The sequence below is a fragment of the Streptomyces sp. PA03-3a genome, assembly GCF_033792735.1.
In the GTDB taxonomy this organism is placed as follows: Bacteria; Actinomycetota; Actinomycetes; order Streptomycetales; family Streptomycetaceae; genus Actinacidiphila.
The window spans coordinates 95,379-117,697 of the sequence record NZ_JARAVM010000014.1 but is presented as its reverse complement, the minus strand read 5'-3'; the positions used below and the strand labels follow the sequence as shown (position 1 = coordinate 117,697).

22 protein-coding genes are annotated in these 22,319 nt (G+C 71.8%); 11 read left to right on the top strand and 11 right to left on the bottom strand.

The window, feature by feature from the left end; translation table 11 throughout:
• The first annotated feature begins 36 nt into the window (after positions 1-36).
• Both PV342_RS18875 and PV342_RS18870 read left to right on the top strand, forming a co-directional pair.
• Positions 37-771, top strand: a complete 735-nt coding sequence (locus PV342_RS18875; protein WP_391575969.1) for a DUF72 domain-containing protein — start codon at positions 37-39, stop codon at positions 769-771.
• Positions 768-1,052, top strand: a complete 285-nt coding sequence (locus tag PV342_RS18870) for an acylphosphatase (protein WP_400797745.1) — start codon at positions 768-770, stop codon at positions 1,050-1,052. Before PV342_RS18875 ends, PV342_RS18870 begins: the two co-directional genes overlap by 4 nt.
• Positions 1,053-1,080: 28 nt before the next feature.
• Here the strand turns inward: PV342_RS18870 and PV342_RS18865 are convergent, their stop codons facing one another.
• From PV342_RS18865 to polX, 4 genes are all read right to left on the bottom strand, one after another.
• A complete protein-coding gene (locus PV342_RS18865; protein ID WP_391575967.1) occupies positions 1,081-2,511 on the bottom strand; it encodes a lipase maturation factor family protein in 1,431 nt (476 codons plus the stop codon).
• A 91-nt stretch (positions 2,512-2,602) separates the two neighbouring features.
• Entirely contained in the window at positions 2,603-3,385 is a 783-nt protein-coding gene (locus tag PV342_RS18860) for a VOC family protein (protein ID WP_018560367.1), read from the bottom strand.
• Between the two features lie 145 nt (positions 3,386-3,530).
• Complete coding sequence (locus PV342_RS18855) at positions 3,531-3,941, bottom strand: hypothetical protein (RefSeq protein ID WP_018560368.1); 411 nt, start codon at positions 3,939-3,941, stop codon at positions 3,531-3,533.
• Positions 3,942-4,004: 63 nt separating this feature from the next.
• Complete coding sequence (gene polX, locus PV342_RS18850) at positions 4,005-5,738, bottom strand: DNA polymerase/3'-5' exonuclease PolX (RefSeq protein ID WP_500317982.1); 1,734 nt, start codon at positions 5,736-5,738, stop codon at positions 4,005-4,007.
• A 127-nt stretch (positions 5,739-5,865) separates the two neighbouring features.
• On the opposite strand from polX, the gene PV342_RS18845 reads away from it, so the two are divergent.
• From PV342_RS18845 to PV342_RS18825, 5 genes are all read left to right on the top strand, one after another.
• Positions 5,866-6,081, top strand: coding sequence for a dodecin (locus PV342_RS18845; RefSeq protein WP_089223498.1), 216 nt, complete (start codon positions 5,866-5,868; stop codon positions 6,079-6,081).
• Between the two features lie 76 nt (positions 6,082-6,157).
• A complete protein-coding gene (locus PV342_RS18840) occupies positions 6,158-6,607 on the top strand; it encodes a VOC family protein (protein WP_386997495.1) in 450 nt (149 codons plus the stop codon).
• A gap of 124 nt (positions 6,608-6,731) precedes the next feature.
• Complete coding sequence (locus PV342_RS18835) at positions 6,732-7,292, top strand: (2Fe-2S)-binding protein (protein ID WP_500317979.1); 561 nt, start codon at positions 6,732-6,734, stop codon at positions 7,290-7,292.
• A 4-nt stretch (positions 7,293-7,296) separates the two neighbouring features.
• Positions 7,297-8,286, top strand: a complete 990-nt coding sequence (locus PV342_RS18830) for an FAD binding domain-containing protein (RefSeq protein WP_400797721.1) — start codon at positions 7,297-7,299, stop codon at positions 8,284-8,286.
• Complete coding sequence (locus PV342_RS18825) at positions 8,283-10,517, top strand: xanthine dehydrogenase family protein molybdopterin-binding subunit (RefSeq protein ID WP_500317977.1); 2,235 nt, start codon at positions 8,283-8,285, stop codon at positions 10,515-10,517. The genes PV342_RS18830 and PV342_RS18825 overlap by 4 nt, the downstream gene beginning before the upstream one ends.
• Here PV342_RS18825 and PV342_RS18820 read toward each other — a convergent pair.
• Genes PV342_RS18820 through PV342_RS18800 form a run of 5 tightly spaced genes read right to left on the bottom strand, consistent with a single transcriptional unit; the run spans position 10,514 to position 15,367 of the window.
• Entirely contained in the window at positions 10,514-11,164 is a 651-nt protein-coding gene (locus tag PV342_RS18820) for a DedA family protein (protein ID WP_400797715.1), read from the bottom strand. The two genes, PV342_RS18825 and PV342_RS18820, sit on opposite strands and share 4 nt — an antisense overlap.
• A 4-nt stretch (positions 11,165-11,168) precedes the next feature.
• Positions 11,169-12,368, bottom strand: a complete 1,200-nt coding sequence (locus PV342_RS18815; RefSeq protein WP_386997501.1) for an ABC transporter ATP-binding protein — start codon at positions 12,366-12,368, stop codon at positions 11,169-11,171.
• A 10-nt stretch (positions 12,369-12,378) separates the two neighbouring features.
• Complete coding sequence (locus tag PV342_RS18810; protein WP_500317975.1) at positions 12,379-13,218, bottom strand: carbohydrate ABC transporter permease; 840 nt, start codon at positions 13,216-13,218, stop codon at positions 12,379-12,381.
• A complete protein-coding gene (locus tag PV342_RS18805) occupies positions 13,215-14,099 on the bottom strand; it encodes a carbohydrate ABC transporter permease (protein ID WP_361010290.1) in 885 nt (294 codons plus the stop codon). The genes PV342_RS18810 and PV342_RS18805 overlap by 4 nt, the downstream gene beginning before the upstream one ends.
• Positions 14,096-15,367 carry an ABC transporter substrate-binding protein gene (locus tag PV342_RS18800; protein WP_500317973.1) on the bottom strand — a complete coding sequence of 424 codons (1,272 nt, stop codon included), beginning with the start codon at positions 15,365-15,367 and terminating at the stop codon, positions 14,096-14,098. Before PV342_RS18800 ends, PV342_RS18805 begins: the two co-directional genes overlap by 4 nt.
• 168 nt (positions 15,368-15,535) lie before the next feature.
• Between PV342_RS18800 and PV342_RS18795 the strand changes: the two genes are divergently transcribed.
• The 3 genes from PV342_RS18795 (at position 15,536) to PV342_RS18785 (ending at position 18,881) form a co-directional block, all read left to right on the top strand.
• Positions 15,536-16,795: an FUSC family protein gene (locus PV342_RS18795; RefSeq protein WP_500317972.1), complete on the top strand. Its 1,260-nt coding sequence runs from the start codon at positions 15,536-15,538 to the stop codon at positions 16,793-16,795.
• A gap of 20 nt (positions 16,796-16,815) precedes the next feature.
• A complete protein-coding gene (dapB, locus tag PV342_RS18790; protein WP_386997505.1) occupies positions 16,816-17,622 on the top strand; it encodes a 4-hydroxy-tetrahydrodipicolinate reductase in 807 nt (268 codons plus the stop codon).
• A gap of 152 nt (positions 17,623-17,774) precedes the next feature.
• A complete protein-coding gene (locus PV342_RS18785) occupies positions 17,775-18,881 on the top strand; it encodes a hypothetical protein (RefSeq protein ID WP_500317970.1) in 1,107 nt (368 codons plus the stop codon).
• An 81-nt stretch (positions 18,882-18,962) separates the two neighbouring features.
• Here the strand turns inward: PV342_RS18785 and chvE are convergent, their stop codons facing one another.
• Positions 18,963-20,069, bottom strand: coding sequence for a multiple monosaccharide ABC transporter substrate-binding protein (gene chvE, locus PV342_RS18780; RefSeq protein ID WP_361010277.1), 1,107 nt, complete (start codon positions 20,067-20,069; stop codon positions 18,963-18,965).
• A gap of 272 nt (positions 20,070-20,341) precedes the next feature.
• Positions 20,342-20,764 (bottom strand): aspartate 1-decarboxylase, encoded by a 423-nt coding sequence (gene panD / locus PV342_RS18775; RefSeq protein ID WP_400797698.1) that lies wholly within the window; start codon positions 20,762-20,764, stop codon positions 20,342-20,344.
• A gap of 889 nt (positions 20,765-21,653) precedes the next feature.
• On the opposite strand from panD, the gene PV342_RS18770 reads away from it, so the two are divergent.
• Complete coding sequence (locus PV342_RS18770; protein WP_500317968.1) at positions 21,654-22,211, top strand: MarR family winged helix-turn-helix transcriptional regulator; 558 nt, start codon at positions 21,654-21,656, stop codon at positions 22,209-22,211.
• The last annotated feature ends 108 nt before the right edge of the window (positions 22,212-22,319 follow it).

Here is a 22,319-nt window from a genome sequence, read left to right as displayed (position 1 = left end):
GAATAGGGACCAGCAAGCAACCGGCAGGGCCGCGCGATGTCCGTGCTCGTGGGAACCTCAGGGTGGCAGTACCGGGACTGGCGCGGCGTGCTGTACCCGCCACAGGTGCCGCAGCGACTGTGGCTGGAGGAGTACGCCCGCCGCTTCGGCACGGTCGAGAGCAACAACGCCTTCTACCGCCTGCCGTCCCGGGAGACGTTCGCGGGCTGGCGCGAGCACACGCCCGAGGGCTTCGTCATGGCGGTCAAGGCCAGCCGCTACCTGACCCACATGAAGCGGCTGCGCGACCCGGAGGAGCCGGTGCGGCGGCTGCTGACGCACGCGGAGGGGCTCGGCGACCGGCTGGGCCCGGTGCTGCTGCAGCTGCCGCCGAACCTCCGGGCCGACGCCCGTGTCCTGGAGACGTGCCTGCGCTGCTTCCCCGCGGGTGTGCGGGTGGCCGTCGAGCCGCGGCACGCCTCCTGGTGGACCCCCGAGATCCGCGCGCTGCTGAAGCGCCAGGGCGCGGCCCTGTGCTGGGCCGACCGGCGGGCGCGCCCGGCGACGCCGTTGTGGCGCACCGCGGACTGGGGCTACGTGCGCTTCCATGAGGGCATCGCCCGGCCGTGGCCCCGCTACGGGTCCCGGGCGCTGACCACCTGGGCGCACCGCATCGTGGACACCTGGCCGGAGGGCTCCGACGTGTTCGTGTACTTCAACAACGACCCCGGCGGGGCGGCCGTCCTGGACGCCGACGCCTTCCGCGACGCGATCCGCCGGGTCCGGCCGTGATCCGGCGCCGGGTCGTGGTGACGGGGGACGTCCAGGGGGTGTACTTCCGGGACACCTGCCGCATGACCGCGGACGGCACCGGCGTCGCCGGCTGGGTCCGCAACCGGCCGGACGGCACGGTCGAGGCGGTCTTCGAGGGCCCGCCCGAGGCGGTGGCGGAGATGGTCGCCTGGTCGCAGGAAGGCTCGCCGCTGTCCATCGTGGACCGGGTCGAGGTCGTCGAGGAGGAGCCGGAGGGGCTCACCGGCTTCGAGATCCGTCCCACCCCCTGGCGCGACTGAGGCCCGGGGCCGGGACGCACGGGCGTCGTCAGCCGTGGCGGCGCAGTCCCTCGCGGTCGACGGGCGGAAGGTACTCGCGCACGAGGCTCCGCTCCCACCAGGCCCCGGTGGCGCGCAGGGTGCGCCAGTCGGTGAAGCGGTAGTGGTAGAGGCGGGCGCGGACGTAGGTGGGCGGGGCGTCCGGGAAGGGGTTGCTCCGCAGCAGCCGCAGGGTGCGGGGATCGTTCTCCAGGAGCTTGCCGACGAACGGCACGAACCAGCTCCACGCGTAGGCCGAGGAGATCCCGGCGAACCACATCATCCAGTCCAGCCGCAGGTGGTACGGGGCGAACTGGCGGGGCAGCCGGTGCGGGTCGGTGGGCTTGCCCTTGAAGCCGTACTCCTTCCACACGGTGCCGGGGCCGGGTTCGGCGGCGTCGGTGCCCTCCACCACGACCTCCAGGCGCATCCGGTTGATGCTGCCGAAGGCACCGTAGGAGTTGACCAGGTGCAGCCGGTTGAAGGAGACGTTCATCATCTGGCCGCGGGAGAGCAGATTGCGGGCGGGCCAGTAGCTGAGCACGGCCACCAGGGCGGTGGCGGCGATCACCAGGGCCGCGTACCAGGCGGGCGGGGGGACGGACGCCGCGGGCGGCGGCGCTGCCGCGTACGAGCCGTCGAGGGCGGCGACGGCGAGGACGATCGTCAGCCAGTTCAGCCACGCGAAGTTGCCAGAGAGCACCAGCCACAGCTGGGTGAGGATGACGACGCAGGCGGCGACGCTCGCCACCGGTTGCGGGGTGAACAGGGCGACGGGCACGACCAGCTGGGCGAAGTGGTTGGCGGCGGTCTCGGCCCGGTGCGCCCCGCGCGGCAGGTGGTGGAAGAACCAGCTGAGCGGGCCGGGCATGGGCTGTGTCTCGTGGTGGTAGTAGAGGCAGGTCAGATCGCGCCAGCAGGCGTCGCCCCGCATCTTGATCAGTCCGGCGCCGAACTCGACGCGGAAGACCAGCCAGCGCATCAGCCACAGGATCAGCACGGGCGGCCCTGTGTCGTCGTTGCCGAGGAACACCGCCAGGAAGCCGGCCTCCAGCAGCAGGGACTCCCAGCCGAACGCGTACCAGGTCTGGCCGACGTTGACGATCGACAGGTAGAGCAGCCACAGCGCCGCCCACATCAGCATGGCGGCCCACAGCGGCACGAGGTCGGTGACGCCCGCGACGACGGCGGCGGACAGCGCGGCACCGCCCCACGCGACGGCGGCGAAGAGACGGTCGGAGTAGCGGAGGTGGAACAGGCTGGGCGCGTGACGGAAGGGCACGTCCCGCAGGAAGCGCGGGACGGGCAGCAGCCCGTGCTCGCCGATGAGGGCGCGGAACTGGCCGGCGGCGGTGAGGAAGGCGACCAGGTAGAGCACGCCCAGCCCGCGCTGGACGACGACGCGGCTCAGCCAGTAGTCGGGTGCCGTGAACCACTCCATGGCCGCTTCTCTAGTGCCCCACCGGGGTGTCCGCGACCCGGCGGGACGATGGCGGGGCGAGGTTCATCCGATGGGACGCGCCGGGCGCGTGCTACTGGTGGTCGGCGACGAGGGAGAGCAGTCCGCCCTCAGGGTCGCGGATGCCCGCGACCCTGCCGTAGGCGCTGTCGAGGGGTTCGCCGGTCACCTCGCCGCCGAGGTCCTTGGCGCGCCGGACGGCCTCGTCGACGTCGGCGACGGTGAAGAAGACGTGCCACCGCGGCCGGACCTTGGGGTCGGCCGCGGCCTCCACGCCCCCGCCGCGGATCCCCGCGACGCTGTGCCCGTCGACGTAGAGGACGACGCGGTCGTTCTCCCATTCCACGACGTAGCGGGGGCCGCGCCGGTCCCAGTGGAAGACCTCGCCGTAGAACAGGGCCGCGGCGAAGGCGTCGCGTGTGCGCAGCTCGATCCAGGACGGGGCGCCGTGCATCCGCAGCTTGCGGGCGGGGCCGTGCTCGCCCTCCCAGATGCCGAAGGAGGCACCCATGGAGTCGGCCACCAGCGCCAGCCGCCCGGCGTCGAAGTCGAGCGGGCCCACGGCCACCGTACCGCCGCGGTCACGGATGTCGGAGGCCGTGGCGTCGGCGCTGTCCACCCCGAAGTAGGTGGTCCAGGACACCGAGGTCTCCCAGTCGCGGGCGATGGCGCCGATGCCGGCCACCTCCGTGCCGTTCACCAGCGCGCGTTCGTAGGGGCCCCAGCGTGAGGGCCCGGGTTCGAACTCCCAGCCGAGCAGCGGTCCGTAGAACGCCTTCGCCACGTCCAGGTCGCGTGCCATCAGGCTGACCCAGCACGGGGCGCCCGCCACACAGCAGATCTTCGTGGTGGACACGTACCGGCCTCCTTGTCCTTCCCCGTTCCAAGAATGGCGGCAGCGGGTCCGGGAGGCATCTTCGGCGGTCCGTCGTACGTAACGCTGGTGGCCGGGCGCTCCGGCTCGGTGGCTCGGTGGGCCGGTGGGCGGTGGGTCAGGTGGCTCAGTGGCCGAAAAGGTGCATGCCCCGGCGGCGCGCCGACGCCGAGGGGGTCTTCTGCGTCGTGGCCGTCTCGTCGTCGGTCCTGGCGGTACCGGGGGCCGGGGCGGCGGTGGTGCCCGCGGCGGTGGCGTCGGGCGCGGCCTCGGCGGCACGGGCCCGGCGGCGCAGCCGGCGCAGCTCCGCACGGCGGCTGCGCTCGCGTCCGGCGCCGGCCAGGGCGATGACCGAGGCCAGGCAGAACACCAGGGCGAGCGCGAGACCGGCGAGGAACGCCCCGAGGGTGTTGACGGTGGCGATGTCAGAGCCGAACAACGTCACGGTGTAGTCGGGGCCACCCCCGAGGTTCTCCGCGATCAGGAGCCCGGTGAAGGCGGCGGTGGCGCCCATGAGCACGAATCCCAGCAGCAGCATCGTGTCCTCCTCGATGTCGGGGCGTGGTACGGGGCCCTTTCGCTGCGCCTACCCCGGGTACGGTCACGGATGCGTACGGCGGCCCTCGCGCAGGAAGCGCCGCAGCCGGGTGAGCGGCCAGGCGTTGACGACGTCGTCCTCGGTGAGCCGGCCCCGCTGGGCGGTGCCGACGCCGTAGCGCATGAAGTCCAGGTGGACGGTGGAGTGCGCGTCGCTGTCGACGGCGAACCGCACGCCGTGCCGGCGGGCCCTCAGGATCAGCTCGTCGCCGAGGTCGAGCCGGTCGGGCTGGGCGTTGACCTCCAGCGCGGTGCCGGTGCGGGCGCAGGCGGCGAAGACCTCGTCGAGGTCGGCGTCGACACCCGGGCGCCTGCCCAGCAGCCGGGTGGTGGGGTGGCCGATGATGTCGACGTACGGGTTCTCGGCGGCGCGCACCAGGCGCCGGGTGAGGGCGTCGCGGTCCTGGTTGAAGTGGGAGTGGAGGGAGGCGACGCACAGGTCGAAGCCGGCCAGGAACTCGTCCGGCCAGTCCACGTCCCCGTCGGGGCCGATGTTGAGTTCGGTGCCGTGCAGGACGCGCATGCCCTTGTGCGTGCGGTCCAGGCGGCGGACCTGCTCCCGCTGGGCGAGGATCTTCGCGTCGGTCATGCGCTGCATGTACAGGTTGGGCGCGTGGTCGGTGACCGCGTAGTAGGCGTAGCCGCGCGCGGCCGCGGCCGCAACCATCTCCTCCAGCCCGGCGAGGCCGTCCGTCAGGTCGGTGTGGGTGTGCAGGTCGCCGCGGACGGCGTCCAGGGCGAGGGGCACGGGCAGTTCCCCGGCCAGTCCCTCCTGGATCTCGCCCCGGTCCTCCCGCAGCGTCGGCGGTATCCAGGGCAGGCCGAGCCGGGCGTAGACCTCCTCCTCGGTCCGGGAGACGATCCGCTCGCCGGTCGCGGTGTCGAAGAGCCCGTACTCGGAGAGCTTGAGGCCGTGGTGGACGGCCAGCTCGCGGACGCGGATGTTGTGGGCCTTGGAGCCGGTGAAGTACTGCAGCGCCGCGCCCCACGCGTCCGGCGGCACCACCCGCAGGTCGACCTGGAGGCCCTTGGCGGTACGGATCGAGGTCTTCTTCGCGCCCCGCACGACGACCTCCGCGGTCACGGGCATCCGGACGAACGCCTCCATGAAGGGCCCGGACCGCTCCGCGGCGACGAGGACGTCGACGTCGCCGACGGTCTCCCGCATGCGGCGCAGCGAGCCGGCGTAGGTGCAGCGCTCGCAGCCGGGGAGCGCGGAGAGCTCGGCGACGACCTCCTCGGCGACCTCCATGGCGACGTCGAGCGGGACCCGGCCGCCCGAGGACCGCAGCAGGCCGATGCCGTGCAGGAGGTTCTCCTCGGTGCGGGCGCCGAAGCCGGGCAGGCCGCGCAGGCGCTCCTGGTGGATGGCGTCGGCGAGTTCCCGCACCGAGGCGATGTGCAGCTCCCGGTAGAGCATCATGGCCCGCTTGGGGCCGAGCGTCGGGATCGCGGTCATCTCCCGCACACCCGCGGGGATGCGGGCGCGCAGCTCCTCGAGGGCGGGCACGGTGCCGGTGCGCAGGTACTCGGCGACCTTCGCGGCCACCGACTTCCCCACGTCGGGGATCTTCCGCAGCTCCCTGTCGTCGAGCCGGGAGACGTCCTCGTGGTGGCCGCCGATGGCGCGGGCGGCCTTCTCGTAGGCGCGCGCCTTGAACGCGTCGCCACCGGTGATCCGGATGAGGTCGGCGTACTCGCGGAGCAGGGCTTCGACCTCGTCGTTCGCCCTGGCCATGTGGGGCCCCTTCCCGCGGCACGCCGCGGGCTAACGCCCCGGGGCCCCTTCCCCTCGCGGCGCGACGGGTGATGAGGCACCGTGGAGGGGCGGCGGAACCGCCCGTCCCACCGATCAGGGAGGCCCCATGACCGACCACACGTACCGGGTGACCGAGATCGTCGGCTCGTCCAGCGAGGGCCTGGACGCCGCCATCCGCAACGGGCTCAGCCGGGCCTCGGAGACCCTGCGCAACCTCGACTGGTTCGAGGTCACACAGATCCGCGGTCACCTGGCGGACGGGCAGGTCGGGCATTACCAGGTCGGACTGAAGGTCGGCTTCAGGATCGAGGAGAACGGCTGAGCCGCTGTCGTACCCGTCGGGCAGGATGGCCCCACCGGTGCGGGCACCGGGCGGGCCACTTCGACGGAGGCACACCATGGTCGCTTTCCAGCTCACGATCGACTGCGCGGATCCGGAGGGCCAGGCGCACTTCTGGGCGACCGCGCTGCGCTACCGCGTCGAGGACGCGCCGGACGGCTTCCCCACCTGGCGGGAGTACTGGCTCTCCGTCGGTGTGCCGGAGGAGGAGCTGGGCAAGGGCGACTGCAGCGACTCCGTCGTGGACCCGGAGGGCGGCGGCCCCCGGATCTGGTTCCAGCAGGTGCCCGAGGGCAAGGTGGTCAAGAACCGGCTCCACCTCGACGTCATGGTGGGCGGCGACCGGGCCGAGGTACCCCTGGAGACCCGCAGGGAGCGGGTCGAGGCCGAGGTCGGCCGCCTGGTCGCAGCGGGAGCCTCGCGGCTGCGCGTGCTCTCCGAACCGGGCGTGGACCACTACGGGGTGGTGATGCAGGACCCGGAGGGCAACGAGTTCTGCGTGGCCTAGCCGCTGCCCGGCCCAGGGGTGTGCCGCGGCTCGCCCCAGGGCCGCGGCACACCCCCATGATCCCGGTTGCGGGTCGTTGACGGGCGAAACAGCATGAAAGGGAGACCGATCTGGAGGTGGACCGGTGTCCTCACATATCTCGGCGAACACCGCGGCGGAAGCCGGCGTCCTGCCGGAGCGCGGACCGGACCCCGTCCGGGTCACCCTGCACGTCAACGGGGAGCGGCGGGCGGTGGACATCGAGCCCCGGGTGAGCCTGCTCGACGCCCTCAGGGAGCATCTCGGTCTGACCGGCGCCAAGAAGGGCTGCGACCAGGGCGCCTGCGGGGCCTGCACGGTGCTGGTGGACGGGCAGCGCGTGCTGGGCTGCCTGACGCTCGCCGTCACGTGCGAGGGCCACGAGGTCACCACCATCGAGGGCCTGGCCCAGGAGGGCCGGCTCGACCCGATGCAGGAGGCGTTCATCGCGCACGACGCCTTCCAGTGCGGCTACTGCACCCCGGGGCAGATCATGTCGGCGGTGGCGCTGCTGCGGGAGGGACACGCCGCGGACGACGCGGAGATCAAGGAGTGGATGAGCGGCAACATCTGCCGTTGTGCCGCGTACCCCAACATCCGTGCGGCGATCCGCGCGGTCCGCGACGCGGAACCGGACGCCGCCTCCGGAACCGGCAGCGGAGCGTGACATCATGCGGCCCATCAGCTACACCCGCGCCACGGGCACGGCGGACGCGATCGCGGCCGTCACCGCCGACCCGCAAAGCCACTTCCTGGCCGGCGGCACCACCGAGGTCGACCTGCTACGGCAGAACGTGCTCGCGCCGCGCCGGCTCGTGGACATCAACGACCTCCCCCTGACCGGGGTGGAGGGCATGCCGGACGGCTCGTTGCGGATCGGCGCGCTGGCCCGGATGAGCCAGGTCGCCGAGGCGCCGGTCGTACGGGAGCGCTTCCCGTTGATCGCCCAGGCGCTGGAACTCGGCGCCTCGGCCCAGTTGCGCAACATGGCCTCCATGGGCGGCAACATGATGCAGCGCGTGCGGTGCGGCTACTTCCGCGACACCGCGTCGGCCTGCAACAAGCGCGTACCGGGGAGCGGTTGCGCGGCGATCGAGGGCACGAGCCGCGGGCACGCGGTCCTCGGCACGAGCGCGCACTGCATCGCCACCCACCCCTCGGACGTCGCCGTGGCCCTGGCGGCACTCGACGCCAGGATCCGGACCGAGGGGCCCGGCGGTGAACGCTCGTACTCCTTCGAGGAGTTCTTCCTGCTGCCCGGCGACACCCCTGACCGGGAGCACCCGCTGGAGCACGGCGAGCTGATCACCGTGATCGAGGTGCCCTCGGTGCCCATCGCCCGCCACTCCACGTATCTGAAGGTCAGGGACCGCGCGTCGTACGAGTTCGCCCTGGTCTCGGTGGCGGCCGCGCTGGCGCTGGCGGACGGGCTGGTGCTGGACGTCCGCCTCGGGCTCGGCGGGGTGGGCACCCGGCCCTGGCGGGCCGAACGCGCCGAGGAGTTCCTGCTCGGGGCGCCGGCCATCCCGGAGAACTTCCACGAGGCCGCACGGGTCGAAATGGCCGCGGCGCGCCCCACGTCGATGAACGCCTTCAAGGTCGAACTCGCCTGCCGCACCATGGTCCGCGCGCTCGAGACCCTCACCGGGAGCCCGTCGTGACCGCGGCCGTCGGGCAGCCGATGGACCGGGTCGACGGCCGCCCCAAGGTCACCGGATCGGCGCGGTTCTCGGCGGAGATCCCGCTGCCCGGCATGGCGTACGCCGCCCTCGTCGGGGCCCACATCGCCTCCGGGCGGATCACCTCGATCGACGCCCGCGAGGCCGAGGCCGCCGAGGGGGTCCTCGCGGTCCTCACCCACGAGAACACCCCGCCCATCGTGGCGCAGCCGCCGCTGATCCCCTCCCTGGCGGGGACGGCGGCCCCCGGCCAGACGTTCTTCCCCCTGCAGGACGACGTCGTCCACTACGCGGGCCAGCACATCGCCGTCGTCGTCGCCGACACCCACGAACGGGCCCAGCACGCGGCGAGTCTGCTGCACGTGCGGTACGCGGAGGAGCCCTCGGTCACCACCCTCGACCAGGGCCGGGACCTGGCCCGTGTACCCGAGGCGATCTTCGGCGGCTTCATGCCGGGACGCATGAGCCGGGGCGACCTGCGGAAGGGGATGGACGAGGCCGACGTACGGCTGAACGTCACCTTCACCTACGCCGCGAACAACCACAACCCCATCGAGCCGCCGGCGACCACCGCCTCCTGGGAGGGCGGCGAACTCACCCTCTGGGACGCCACGCAGGGCGTCACCTCCACCCAGCAGACGGTCGCCGCGCTGCTCGGTCTGCCGGTCTCCCGGGTACGGGTCGTCGGGCACTACACGGGCGGCAGTTTCGGCGGCAAGGCGATGATCTGGCACCACCCCGCCCTCGCCGCGATCGCCGCCCGGGCGGTGGGCCGCCCGGTGAAGCTGGCGCTGACCCGTGAGCAGATGTTCACCTCGATGGGGCACCGCGAGGAGCAGGAGCAGACGATCACGCTCGCGGCGGCCGGGGACGGGCGGCTCACCGCGCTGCGCCACCACAAGCTCTCCCCCACCTCGCACTTCGACGAGTGGGCCGAGCCCTCCCTGGGCGTCGCCTCGCAGATCTACGGGTGCCCCCACTACGAGGGCGAGTACCGGATGTTCCGCGCGAACACCATGACCCCGACGTTCATGCGCGCGCCCGGCGAGGCCTCGGGCATGTTCGCCATGGAGTGCGCGATGGACGAGCTGGCCGAGCGCCTCGGGATGGACCCGCTGGAGCTGCGGCTGCGCAACATCACCGCGACCGACCCGATGACGGGCGACCCGTGGTCGAGCTGGGGGCTGGAGGAGTGCTACCGCCGCGGCGCGGAGCGCTTCGGGTGGGCGGGCCGCGACCCGCGGCCGCGCTCCCGGCGTGAGGGGCACTGGCTGATCGGCACCGGCATGGCCAGCGCCGGGTACCCCGTCGCCCAGCCGGTCACACCGCAGCGAGCCCGCGCGCGCCTGTACGCCGACGGAACGGTGCTGGTGCAGGCGGCCACGCCCGACTTCGGCACCGGTGTGGCCACGGCCATGACCCAGGTCGCCGCCGACGCCCTCGGCCTGCCCGTCGAGCGGTGCCGCTTCGAGAACGGCGACACCGCCCTCCCTCAGATCGCCGCGGCCGTGGGCTCCGCCGGTGCCGGCATGATCAGCGCGGCCGTCCACACGGCCGCCGCCGCCCTGCGGGACGCGCTCGTCGCGCGGGCGGTCGCCGACGCCGAGTCGCCGCTGCACGGGGCGGACCCAAAGTCCGTCGAGCTCCGGGACGGGCGCATGGTGCTCCGGGACGACCCCGGTACGGGCGAGACCTACGCCGAGATGATGCACCGTCAGTTCCTGCCGGACCTCGAGGCCCTGGGCTCGTGGACCCCCGACCCCGGCGCGAACGGGCACGCCCTGATGACCTTCGGCGCGCAGTTCGCCGAGGTCGCCGTCGACGCCGACCTCGGTCTCGTCCGGGTCCGCCGCATGGTCGGCGCCTTCGCCCCGGGGCGGGTCCTCAACCCGAAGACCGCGCGCAGCCAGCTCATGGGCGGCATGATCTGGGGCCTCGGCCAGGCCCTCCTCGAGGCCAACCGCATGGAGGCCCGAACCGGGCGCTGGGCGGCCTCGAGCCTCGGCGACTACCTGGTCGCCGTCAACGCGGACGCGCCGGACGTCGAGGTCGAGCTCGTCGAGGTCGAGGACACCGTCGTCAACCCCCTGGGCGTCAAGGGCGTCGGCGAGATCGGCCAGGTCGGCGCGGGCGCCGCCATCGCCAACGCCGTCCACCACGCCACGGGCCGCCGCGTCCGCAAGATGCCGATCACCGTCGAGGACCTGCTCTAGGAGGTGTCCCGGCGGCCGCGGCCCCGGCGGCGGATGAGGTAGCGGGCGGTCAGGGCGGCCGCGATCAGGGCCACGGCGATCAGGGCGTAGAGCTGGAAGCGGGTGAGCCAGGCGTAGAGCGTGCCGAGGCGGGTGCCGGCGGCGTAGGCCAGGGCGGCCCAGACGCCGACCCAGAGGACCGCGCCGAGGGTGTTGCACAGCAGGAAGCGCCACCAGGGCATGCCCGCGGTACCGGCGATGATGCCGTTGGTCTGGCGCAGGACGTCCACGAAGCGGGCGAGCAGGACGACGAGGTCGCCGCGGCGGGCGAAGAACTCCTCCCCGCGCTCGAAGCGTTCCGGGGTGAGCAGGACGTAGCGGCCCCAGCGGTGGACGAAGGCGCGGCCGCCGCTGCGGCCGATGAGGTAGCCGAGGCAGTCGCCCGCGACGGCCGCGACGACGGCGACCGCCACGACGGCGGCGATGTCCATCCGCCCGGTGCCCGCGTAGGCGGCCGCGACGACGAGGACGGTCTGACCGGGCACCGGGATACCGCCGTTGTCGAGCAGGACGAGGACGCCGACCGCCAGGTAGCCCCAGTCGTCCAGGAGCGGGGCGAGGTGCGCGAGGGGTCCGGGGAGGGGTGGCGGGACGGCGGCCGGCGCCATGGGCTCACTCCGCGGCCGTGTCGCGGGGGCGTTCGGGGAGCGTGAGGTTGTCGCCGGTGGCCGGGTCGAAGACGTGGGCCTGCGCGGTGTCGAGCCACAGGCGCAGGCGTTCGCCCTCGCGGGCCCGGGTCCTGGCGGAGAGCCGGGCGACGGTCTCGGGCCCGCCGGCGCCGGTGTCGGCGAGGCCGGAGTCGGCGGCGAGTTCGGCCAGTTGCTCCGCGGCGGCCGCGCCGCCCTCCTGGGCGAAGTGGACGTAGACATCCGAGCCGAGGGACTCGCGGACGTCGACGGTCACGGTGACGGTGGCGCCGCCGCGTTCCGGGTCGACGAGCGCGGCGTCCTCGAAGTGCTCCGGCCGGAAACCCGCGATGACCTCGCGCGGCGCGCCGCGGCGTGCCAGGGCGGCGCGGAGGCGGTCGTCGAGCGGCAGGTCGCCGAGCGGGGTGCGCAGCCGGTCCTCCTCCACCGTGGCGGGCAGGAAGTTCATCGCGGGCGAGCCGATGAAACCGGCGACGAACAGGTTGCGCGGGCGGTCGTACAGCTCCTGCGGCGATCCGGTCTGCTGGACGAGGCCGCCGCGCATCACGACGACGCGGTCGCCGAGGGTCATGGCCTCGGTCTGGTCGTGCGTGACGTATACCGTGGTGGTGCCCAGGCGCCGCTGCAGCCGCGCGATCTGGGTGCGCATCTGGACCCGCAGCTTGGCGTCGAGGTTGGACAGCGGCTCGTCCATCAGGAAGGCCTTGGGCTCGCGGACGATGGCACGGCCCATCGCGACGCGCTGGCGCTGCCCGCCGGAGAGGTTGGCGGGCTTGCGGTCGAGGTGCCCGGTGAGGTCGAGGACGCGGGCCGCCTCCTCCACCTTCTCCCTGATGACGGCCTTGTCCACGTGGGCCAGCCGCAGGGCGAAGCCCATGTTCTGGCGGACGGTCATGTGGGGGTAGAGGGCGTAGCTCTGGAAGACCATGGCGATGTCGCGGTCCTTGGGGGCCTTGTCGTTGACGACCTGGCCGCCGATGCGGAGGGTGCCCTCGGTGATGTCCTCCAGCCCGGCGATCATGTTGAGGGTGGTGGACTTCCCGCAGCCCGACGGGCCGACCAGGATCACGAACTCGCCGTCCGCGATGGCGAGGCTGACGTCGCGGACGGCGACCGCGCCGTCGGGGTAGCGCTTGGTGACGCCTTCGAGGGTGATCTCGGCCATGTGCGGTCCTTCAGCCCTTCACTGCGCCGGAGGTCAGTCCGGCCACGATGCGCCGCTGGAACAGCAGCACGAAGACGACGATCGGGACGGTGATGACCACGGCGGCCGCCGCGATCGAACCGGTGGGCTGCTGGAACTGGGAGCTGCCGGTGAAGAAGGCGATGGCCGCCGGGACGGTGCGCGCGGCGGTGGTGGAGGTCAGCGAGATCGCGAAGAGGAAGTCGTTCCAGCAGAAGATGAAGACCAGGATCGCCGTGGTGAACACCCCGGGTGCCGCGAGCGGCGCGATGACCAGCCGGAAGGCCTGGGCGGGGGTTGCCCCGTCGACCTTGGCGGCCTTCTCCAGGTCCCAGGGGATCTCGCGGAAGAACGCCGACAGCGTGTAGATCGCCAGCGGCAGCGAGAAGGTCATGTACGGGATGATCAGCCCGGCCCACGTGTCGAACAGGCCGAGGAAGCGCTCGATGTCGAAGAGCGGCGACACCAGGGAGATCGGCGGGAACATCGCGATCAGCAGCGAGGTGCCGATCAGCAGCCCCTTGCCGGGGAAGCGCAGCCGGGCCACGGCGTAGGCGGCCATGGTGCCCAGGGTGACGGCGACGACGGTGGAGATCAGGGCGATCCCGATGGAGTTGACCAGCGCGCGGGTGAACTCGGAGGTCGCGAAGATGCCGCGGTAGTTCTCCAGCGTCCACGTGCGGGGGACGAAGCTGCCGTCGGAGAGGGTGGCGGGGTCCTTGAAGGACAACGCGACGATCCACCACACCGGGAACAGCGCGTAGAGCATGACGGCGGTGTTGACGACGCTCCAGCGGGCGATCCGCCGCCGCTGCGCCGGGCTCGTGCTCATCGTCCGGTGTCCTCCGTTCCTGGGGCGGCCGTGCCGAACAGCCTGATGAAGGCGAAGGCGATGACCGCCACGCAGAGGAAGATCAGCACGGAGATCGCCGAGCCGATGCCGAGGTTCAGCGCCGTGAAGAGGTTGTCGTAGCCGAGGATCGACACGGAGCCGGTGCCGTTGGAGCCCTGGGTGAGCACGTAGATGTTGTCGAAGATGCGGAACGCGTCGAGGGTGCGGAACAGCAGCGCCACCAGGATGGCGGGTTTCATCAGCGGCAGTGTGACGAGCCGGAAGCGCTGCCACCGCGTGGCGCCGTCGACCATGGCCGCGCGCAGGGTCTCCTCGGGCACCAGGGCCAGCCCGGCGAGGAGCAGCAGCGCCATGAAGGGCGTGGTCTTCCAGACCTCGGCCAGGATGATCAGCCCGATGGCCTTCCAGTGGTCGGTCAGCGGGGCCTCCCCCGCCGAGTCGACGAGGTAGCCGATGCCGGGGGTCCAGGCGTACTGCCAGGAGAAGGCGGCGACGACGGTCACGATGCCGTACGGCAGCAGGACCGCGGTGCGCACCGCGGGGCGGCCGAGGATCGCCCGGTGCATGACGACGGCCAGGCCCATGCCGAGGACCAGTTCCACCGCCACGGAGACGACGGTGATCAGGCAGGTCACCTGGAACGCCTCCCACCAGAACCCGGAGCCCAGGACCGCGGCGTAGTTGTCCAGGCCCACGAAGCGGGCCAGCTGCGGGAAGCGCAGGTCGTAGCGGTGCAGGGAGAGGTAGAGGGCGTAGAGCACGGGGTAGGCGGTCACGGCGAGCATGACGAGCACGGCGGGGGCGCAGAGCAGCCAGCCGAGCCGGCGCTCCTGGCGGGCGCCCGCCGACAGCCGCGTCACGGGACCAGCCCCTTGGACTGCAGGGCGTCCTCGATCTGCCCCCGCAGGTCCCGGACGGAGGCAGCGGGCTGGATCTCGGCGGGTGGTGACAGGGTGTGGGACACCGCGATGGACACGTTCTGGTAGGCGGGGGTCTGCGGACGCAGGGCGGCGTTCTCCAGCTCGGCGAGGATGTCCTGGGCGAAGGGGTAGCTCCGCTCGATCCGGGGGTCGTCGTAGAGGGAGCGCAGGGTCGGCGGCAGGCCGCCGCGGAGCGCGGCGGCCCGCTGGTTGTCCCGGTCGCGCAGGCACAGCGCCGCCTCGAAGGCGAGCTCGGGCCGGCGGCTGTGGGCGCCGACGGCGAGGTCGATGCCGCCGATGGTGACCCGTGCGGGGCGGTCGGCGTCCACCCGGGGGTAGCGCGCCCATCGGAAGTGCCGGAAGAGCTCCGGGTTGTCGGCCTTCATCGCCGGATACACGAAGGGGTAGTTCACCTGGAAGGCGGCGCTGCCGGACTCCATGGCGAGCCGGTTCTGGTCCTCCGTCTGGTTGGACAGCGACGGGTCGGCGGCGGGAGAGACCGCCAGGTCGCGCATGATGCCCGCGGCCCGGACGGCGGGCGCGCCGAGCGAGGGCGCGGTCGCGTCGGCGTTGAGGATCGAACCGCCCGCGCTGGCGACGAGCGTGTTGAACCAGACGGTGAGCCCCTCGTACTGGGCGCCCTGGACCTCGATCCGGTGGGGTTTGCCGGCCTTCGCCAGGGCGCGTGCGGCGTCGAGCATCCCGGCCCACGTCGTGGGCGGCTCCGACACGAGGTCCGCGCGGTACCACAGCAGCTGGACGTTGGTGTTGTAGGGAACGGCGTAGAGGCGGTCCTTCCAGGTGGCCGTGCGCACCGGTGCGTCGAGGGTGTCCCGGACGGCCTCGGCGCGCCGGGTGCCGGTCCACGGGCGGATCCAGCCGGCCTCGGCGAACTCCGGGGCCCAGGTGACGTCCAGGCCGAGGATGTCGAGCGCGGGGTCGCGTGCGGCCAGCCGGCGTACGAGCTGCTGCCGCTGGCCGTCGGCCGTCCGGGGGAGTTTGTTGTAGCGGATGACGTAGCGTCCGCCGGAGGTCCGGCTGCAGCGGTCGGCGGCCTCCTGCAGCGCCCCGGAGTCGTCGGGGAAGTTGTACCAGTCGAGCGTCGCCCCTCCGGACGTCCGCGAGGCGCCGCTGCCGCACGCGACCGCGGCGGCCGCGAGGACGAGCACCGCGGCAAGGGCCCGCGAGCGCCGCACCGCGCACGCCATAGGCACCTCGCTCCCCTGCTCGGACACACTCCGGCCCCGGACCATGAAGCCCCCGCCGGGGCCTCCGACGCAGCCTCAGGGGCGTGTCGGGGCCGGGTATTCACGCGGTCGGCGCAACCGTGCCCGCTGCACCGGTGCCGGCGTCCCGGGCCCGGGGAGACTGGCAGGGTGCCCGGCGCCCTCCCCGCCCCGCTCGCCGACCTCCTGCGGCGCACCAACGAGCCGATCGTCGTGCAGACGGCGCGCTCCACCGTGGCCGCGGTGCTGTCGTACGCCGTGGCAGTCTGGCTGCTGCCCAACCCGGCGCCGCTGACGGCGCCCCTGACGGCCCTGCTCGTGGTGCAGGTGACGCTCTACACGACGGTGACCACGGGCATCCGACGGGTGGTCAGCGTGGTGGCCGGCGTCCTCATCGCGGTGGGCTTCGCGGAGCTGATCGGGCTGACGTGGTGGAGCCTCGGGCTGATCATCCTGGCGTCGCTGGTGACCGGTCACTTCATCCGGGTGGACGAGTTCGTGGCCGAGGTCGCCATCAGCGCGATGCTCATCCTGGCCGTCCCCGCCCCCTCCGGCGAGGCGCTGGACCGCGTGCTGGAAACCCTGGTCGGGGCCGGTGTCGGGGTACTGCTCAACGTCGTCGTACCGCCGCCCGCCTTCGTGGAGCCGGCCGGTGACGCGGTACGCGAGCTGGCGGAGCACATGCGGGCGCTGATGCTCCGCATGGGCCGTCAGGTGCGCGCCGGAGCCACCGCCGGGCAGGCCCGCTCGTGGCTGATGGACGCACGCCGGCTGGACAACGAGGTCGCCCGCTTCGACGCCTCGCTGCGCAGGGCGGAGGAGGGGACCCGGCTCAACCCGCGGGTCAAACCGGCGGAGGGCGCGATGGCCCGGCTGCTGCTGCGCAGCGGGCTGGACACCCTGGAGGTCTCGACCGTCCTGCTGCGGACGCTGTGCCGCTCACTGACGGAGCTGGACCGCGAGCGCGGCGCGCGGGAGCCGCTGTTCACCGGTGAGCTCGCCGCCGGCATCGACGAGTTGTTCGCCGACCTGGCCGACGCCGTCGACAGTTTCGGCCGGCTGATCGCGGCCCAGGTCACGGAGGGCGCCGACCAGGCGGAGGCCCGGCTGGAGGACGCCCTGCGGCGCGGCCGGGAGGAAAGGGACCGGATCGCCGTGCTGCTGCGCGCGGAGACGGAGCGGCGCTGGGAGAGCTGGGACCTGTACGGGGCTCTGCTGGCCGACATCGACCGGCTGCTGGACGAGCTGGACCTCGAGAAGCGCTCCCTGTGGCTGTCGGAGCAGCTGATCGCCGCCGCGCCGCGCCCGCCGACGCTGTCCGGCCGGATGCGCCGTCAGGCCCGCTCCGCCGCGGCCCGGCTGCGCCCCAGGTCCCCCGGTGGGACGGGTTCCGGGCGGGACGGTCGGTGATCATGCCTCATGCTGGTGGGATGGACCTGCTGAACGTGTGCGTCGCCGGGGCGACGGGCTGGACCGGGGAGGCGGTGGCGCGCGCCGTCCTGGACTCCGCGGACCTGCGGCTGCGGTCCGCGGTGGCACGGTCCGCGGCCGGCGCCGACCTCGGGGCGGTGTGGGGCGGTCCCGAGCTCGGCGTGCCGGTCTTCAGCACGGTCGACGACGCGCTGGACGATGTGGACGTCCTGATCGACTACACCTCGCACACCGCGGTCGGGCGCCATGTGCGCACCGCCGTGGTCCGGGGGGTCGGGGTCGTGGTCGGCTCGTCGGGCCTGTCCGGCGCCGACTACGAGGAGATCGCCGCGCTGGCGGAGGAGCACGGCGTCGGCGTGGTGGCCTCGGGGAACTTCTCGCTGACCGCCGCCCTGGCGCAGGCGGCCGCCCGGCTGGCGGCCCGGCACCTGCCCCACTGGGAGATCATCGACTACGCCTCCGCGACCAAGCCCGACGCCCCCAGCGGCACCGCACGCGAACTCGCCGAACAACTGGCCGCCGTACGGCGGCCCGAGTACGCCGTGGACCCGGAACACACCGCCGGGCACCCGGAGGCCCGCGGCGCGTCGATCGCGGGCACGCAGGTCCACTCGGTGCGGTTGCCGGGCTACACCCTCGCCGTGGAGGCGCAGTTCGGGCTGCCGGACGAGCGCCTGGTGATCCGGCACGAGGCGGGGACCTCCCCCGCGCCCTACGTCGCGGGGACGCTGCTGGCCACTCGCGCGGCCGCGGCTCGCCGCGGTCTGGTGCGCGGTCTCGACACCCTGTTGCTCAGCGGGGACTGACGTTCCGTACCTCGTGGCACTGCGTCACTTCCTTGGCCACGCTGTCGCCCGGACGCTCCGCTCGACGGGCGGCCGTTTACCGCGCGACGTACGACTGGATCGCAGGGGCGGCGGCGATCGCCGCCCGCCACGCGTCCGAAGGAAGGACCCTCATGCGAACCAGGCTGATGCGCCGCAGCGCTCTCGGCGTCGCGACCGGACTTCTCGCCACCGGTCTACTGGCCGCGTCGACCGGCAGCGCCGTCGCCACGCCGGGAAGCGACGACGGCAGGAACAGCTCCCACAGCAAGGGCAGCGACGACTACGGCGACGACGACAACGGATACGGCGACGACGGCGGGGACAACGGCTACGGCGGGGGCAACGGGGACGACGGGGGCAACGGGGACGACGGGGACGACGGGGACAACGGTTACGACGACAACGGCCGCGGCGGCGGGGGCGGCGGTGGCGGTGGGGGTGGCGGCGACAACGGCCGCGGGGGCGGCGGCGGTGGCGGTGGCGGCAACGGCGGCAGCTGGAACGGCGACGGCGGCGGCGACAACGGCCGGGGCGGCAACGGAGGCGGCGGTGGTGGCGACAACGGCCGCGGCGGCAACGGAGGCGGCGGTGGTGGCGGCGACAACGGCCGCGGCGACAACGGCGGCGGCGACAACGGCCGCGGGGGCGGTGGCGGTGGCGGCAACGGCGGCAGTTGGAACGGCGGCGGCAACGGCGGTACCGACTGGAACGACAACGGCAGTGGCGGCGGTGGCGGCCGAGGCGGCAACGGCGACGACGACAACGGCCGGGACGGCGGCCGCGACAACGGCGGCAAGAACAACGGCAACAACGGCAACGGGGGCGGCAACGGAGGCAACAACGACGACAACGGCGACAACGCGACCTACAAGGACAAGGACGACAACGGGAAGGGCAACAGCAAGGGCAGCAACAAGGGGAGCAAGGGCAAGAGCGACAAGGGCGGCAAGGGCGGCAAGAGCGGCAAGAGCGGCAAGGGCCACGACAAGGGCCACGGCAAGAAGCACAAGAAGCACCACAAGAAGCAGTGCAACAAGCACGGCTACCGGTTCAGCTTCAGCTACAAGTACAGCGTGAGCTACGGCTATGGCATGGGGTTCGGCCAGGGCGTCCACGCCCTCGGCCTCGGCAAGGGCCACGGCGGCTACGGAAAGGGCTCCGGCTTCACCTACAGCGACAAGTTCGACCGCGGTTACGGAGGTCTGTACGACTACGGTCTGATGAACGTGCTCATCTGACGCGGGGCTGCCGCCGGGTACGACGAGGGCCGGGAGGAACGATGTGTTCCTCCCGGCCCCGCGTACGTGCGGACTCCTGCCTCAGTTGAGGTCGGAGGCCTTGATGTAGCCGCTGTCGACGAGCAACTTCTTGTAGTTGGACTTGTCGACGCTGACCGGGGCGAGCAGGTAGGCCGGCACGACCTTGTTGCCGTTGTCGTTGCCGGTCTTGTCGTTGATCTCGGGCTGCTTGCCGCTGAGGATGTCCTGAGCCATCTTGACGGCGACCTCGGCGAGCTTGCGGGTGTCCTTGTAGACCGTCATCGACTGTTCGCCGGCGATGATCTCGTTCACCGACTCGGTCTCGGCGTCCTGACCCGTGATGATCGGCATCGGCTTGGCGGTGGTGCCGTAGTCGTCCTTCTTCAGCGCCTTGATGAGACCGCGCGCGATGCCGTCGTTGGGAGCCAGGATGGCGTCAACGGTGGAGCTGCCCTTGTAGAAGTCGTTGAGCCGGGTCGTCATCGTCTCCTGGGCGATGTCCGCCTGCCACTTGAAGGTGGTGACCTGGCTCAGACGGGTCTGCTTGCTCGGGACTTTCAGCTGACCGTCCTCGATGAACGGGTTCAGCGTGTCCATGGCACCCGAGAAGAAGCCCCGGACGTTGTTGTCGTTGGCGTCGCCGGCGAACAGCTCGAGGTTGTAGGGGCCGGCGTTGCCGCCCTTCTTCAGCCCGAGCTTGTCGATGATGTACCGGGCCTGGAGCTCGCCGACCTTGTAGTTGTTGAAGCTCGCGTAGTAGTCGACGTTGCTGGAGCCCAGCAGAAGGCGGTCGTAGGCGATGACCTTGACGCCCGCCCGGGAGGCCTTCTGGAGCGCGTCACCGAGCTCGAAGCCGTCGACCGCGCCGATGATGAGGAGCTTGTCGCCCCGGTCGATCATCGCCTCGACCTGCTCGACCTGCTTCTCGACGCTGTCCTCGGCGTACTGCTTGTCGGTCTTGTACCCCTGCTCCTTGAACAGCTTTTCCATGTTGTTGCCGTCGGCGATCCACCGGGTCTGCTTCGTGGTGGGGAGGGCGATGCCCACTGTGACCTCGCCGCTCTGCCCGCCCGAATCGTTGCCGCAGCCGGTGGCCGCGGCCGTCAGGGAGAGCGTGAGGACCGCCAGGGTCACGGTGCGCAGTCTGGCAGCTCCGCCAGCGTGCATGGGACTCAGTTCCTTTCGGGCCGAACAAAGGTGTGCTCTCATCGCCCACCCCCGAGAGCGACAGTGTCCGGGCCCGTCACGGAGATCCGTGGCAGCTCAGCGATCCGCCGGAGCCCGGTGAACTGCTGATGCGTCAGGCCCGAGGAGTACTGTGGGGGACCGACGGCAGCACGCCGCGCCCCCGGTCCCGACGAGGTCCGTGATCACCGGACCCCACCTGGACGGATACCTCGAATGGATCCGGACAATAGCACAGCCGCTCGTACGGACGTTCAGGCGACCGGCACTGCGTTCGGGCTCGCCTGGGTGCCGCTTCCCGGGACCGGCTCGGAGGCGTCGTCACCCAGCGCGACGATCCGGTTGCCGGCGTCGACGTGCACCACGCGCGGCCGCAGCGCGCGGGCCTCCGCGTCGTCGACCTGCGCATAGCTGATCAGGATGACCAGGTCGCCGGGGTGCACCAGATGGGCGGCGGCGCCGTTGATGCCGATCACCCCGGAACCGCGGCGGCCCTCGATGACATAGGTCTCCAGGCGGGCGCCGTTGGTGATGTCGACGATGTGGACCAGCTCGCCGGGAAGCAGGTCGGCGGCGTCCATCAGATCGGCGTCCACGGTGACGGAACCGACGTAGTGCAGGTCGGCCTCGGTCACGGTGGCACGGTGGATCTTGGACTTGAACATGGTACGCAACATGGGGACACTCCTGCCAATAGGCTCCCTGCCTGCGTTTTTGCAGGTCAAGGGCTATTTCGACACCCTACAACGAGTCGCATGTCCGGGCAGCCTTCCCCAGGGTTTTCAGAACTCATGCTGACCACTTGCTGACTTTTCCGATGCGTCGTCAGGCAGCTGGGGCATGACTTTGCCCTGCCCCGGAGCCCACCACGACGACAGCCCGAGCCTACGCAGCACTGTCCGAACAGCGTCCGTGATCACTGTCACTCGGGCGGCTGGACGGCAATCCGGGAGCTGAGGCGGCCGGCCGGGAGTGGGGCCACGCGCCGCCACAGGTCCCTCTACGTGACCTCACAGGGCGAAACACCTATGGATCATGAAGGAATCCGAGCGGCTGACATCGCGGCCGATAGCAGTGAATCGCGGCTCAGCCAAGCCGGCGATTCTCACGATCATGGCTGTAGCTCGTCCGGTGACTCTTGGCGGTGGCACAGGGCGGGTGCCAACGATGTCTGGAATCCGGCCAGAGCAGGGCGCGAGCGATGCCGCGTTCTGGCTCCGGACAGTCTCAAGGAGCCGCCTTGCCCGCAGAACCGCGTTCACACCCCGACCGAACCCACATCGAGATCAGCCCACCACTCCGGGACCGTGGCGTCGAACATGTCCTTATTAATACTTCTGAGGTGGCTGCGATGCGTCAGCTTGGCGATGGAGCCACATGCCACCGGGTTCCGCATGGCTTCGCCCGGCAGCGCCCGCCCAAGTCGCAGGTCGCGTCCGCAACGGCCATCCGGGCGTAGCCGTGACCGTCCGGCCGACTGCCGCACCGGAAAGCCAGCCAATATGGAACATATATCTTCTATGCTGCAGACGGTAGCATTCGTCTCCGTGAACTAAGGTGGTCGCTGTGACTTCACAGCGCCGCACCAGTGCAGAGGGCCCTGAAAGCGGGCTTGACATGGAGGACAACTTCGGCTTTGCCCTCGGCGTGGTCTTTCGCGCTTACGCCAAGGTCGTCGAGGCGGCCGTCGCCGAGATCCCCGGGGGCCCCCGCGGCTACTTCACGCTCATGGCTGCCATCCAGGGCCACGCCAACAGCCAGCGGGCCTTGGCCAAGCGCCTGGGAATCGACCGCACGATCATGACGTATCTCCTGGACGACCTGGAACGCGCCGACCTGGTGGAACGCAAGCCGGACCCCTCCGACCGCAGGAGTCGGCACATCGTCGCCACCGAGCACGGAAGGCAGCGCTGGGAGGAACTCAGCGGCCCGGTCGGCCTGGCCGAGCAGCAACTCCTGGACGTTCTGCCCGAGGAGTCGCGGGCCACCTTCCGCGCCTTGCTGCGCACCCTCGCCCACCACGTGAGCCCGGACGACCCCATGGTGCAGCCCTCGCGGGCGATCGCCTCCCAGAAGCCCGACCGGCCACCCGCTGGTCGCACGGGCCGGCGATCCACCACCTGAGCTCGCAAGGCGATGACTCGCACTGGCGACCGCACGAGTTCGCCAGGTTGGAAGGCGACATCTGCGTGAGTCATCTCCTGGAGCACTCCCTGGAGTGGCGATACCGGG

What these genes read in the sequence shown, in the direction of transcription:
- dapB (WP_386997505.1), top strand. Translation starts at nt 16,816, where the DNA reads ATGGACCTGCTGAACGTGTGCGTCGCCGGGGCGACGGGCTGGACCGGG.
- PV342_RS18840 (WP_386997495.1), top strand. Translation starts at nt 6,158, where the DNA reads ATGGTCGCTTTCCAGCTCACGATCGACTGCGCGGATCCGGAGGGCCAG.
- PV342_RS18855 (WP_018560368.1), bottom strand. Translation starts at nt 3,941, where the DNA reads ATGCTGCTGCTGGGATTCGTGCTCATGGGCGCCACCGCCGCCTTCACC.
- chvE (WP_361010277.1), bottom strand. Translation starts at nt 20,069, where the DNA reads ATGCACGCTGGCGGAGCTGCCAGACTGCGCACCGTGACCCTGGCGGTC.
- PV342_RS18865 (WP_391575967.1), bottom strand. Translation starts at nt 2,511, where the DNA reads ATGGAGTGGTTCACGGCACCCGACTACTGGCTGAGCCGCGTCGTCGTC.
- PV342_RS18820 (WP_400797715.1), bottom strand. Translation starts at nt 11,164, where the DNA reads ATGGCGCCGGCCGCCGTCCCGCCACCCCTCCCCGGACCCCTCGCGCAC.
- PV342_RS18830 (WP_400797721.1), top strand. Translation starts at nt 7,297, where the DNA reads ATGCGGCCCATCAGCTACACCCGCGCCACGGGCACGGCGGACGCGATC.
- PV342_RS18875 (WP_391575969.1), top strand. Translation starts at nt 37, where the DNA reads ATGTCCGTGCTCGTGGGAACCTCAGGGTGGCAGTACCGGGACTGGCGC.
- PV342_RS18810 (WP_500317975.1), bottom strand. Translation starts at nt 13,218, where the DNA reads ATGAGCACGAGCCCGGCGCAGCGGCGGCGGATCGCCCGCTGGAGCGTC.
- PV342_RS18845 (WP_089223498.1), top strand. Translation starts at nt 5,866, where the DNA reads ATGACCGACCACACGTACCGGGTGACCGAGATCGTCGGCTCGTCCAGC.
- panD (WP_400797698.1), bottom strand. Translation starts at nt 20,764, where the DNA reads ATGTTGCGTACCATGTTCAAGTCCAAGATCCACCGTGCCACCGTGACC.
- polX (WP_500317982.1), bottom strand. Translation starts at nt 5,738, where the DNA reads ATGGCCAGGGCGAACGACGAGGTCGAAGCCCTGCTCCGCGAGTACGCC.
- PV342_RS18800 (WP_500317973.1), bottom strand. Translation starts at nt 15,367, where the DNA reads ATGGCGTGCGCGGTGCGGCGCTCGCGGGCCCTTGCCGCGGTGCTCGTC.
- PV342_RS18785 (WP_500317970.1), top strand. Translation starts at nt 17,775, where the DNA reads ATGCGAACCAGGCTGATGCGCCGCAGCGCTCTCGGCGTCGCGACCGGA.
- PV342_RS18815 (WP_386997501.1), bottom strand. Translation starts at nt 12,368, where the DNA reads ATGGCCGAGATCACCCTCGAAGGCGTCACCAAGCGCTACCCCGACGGC.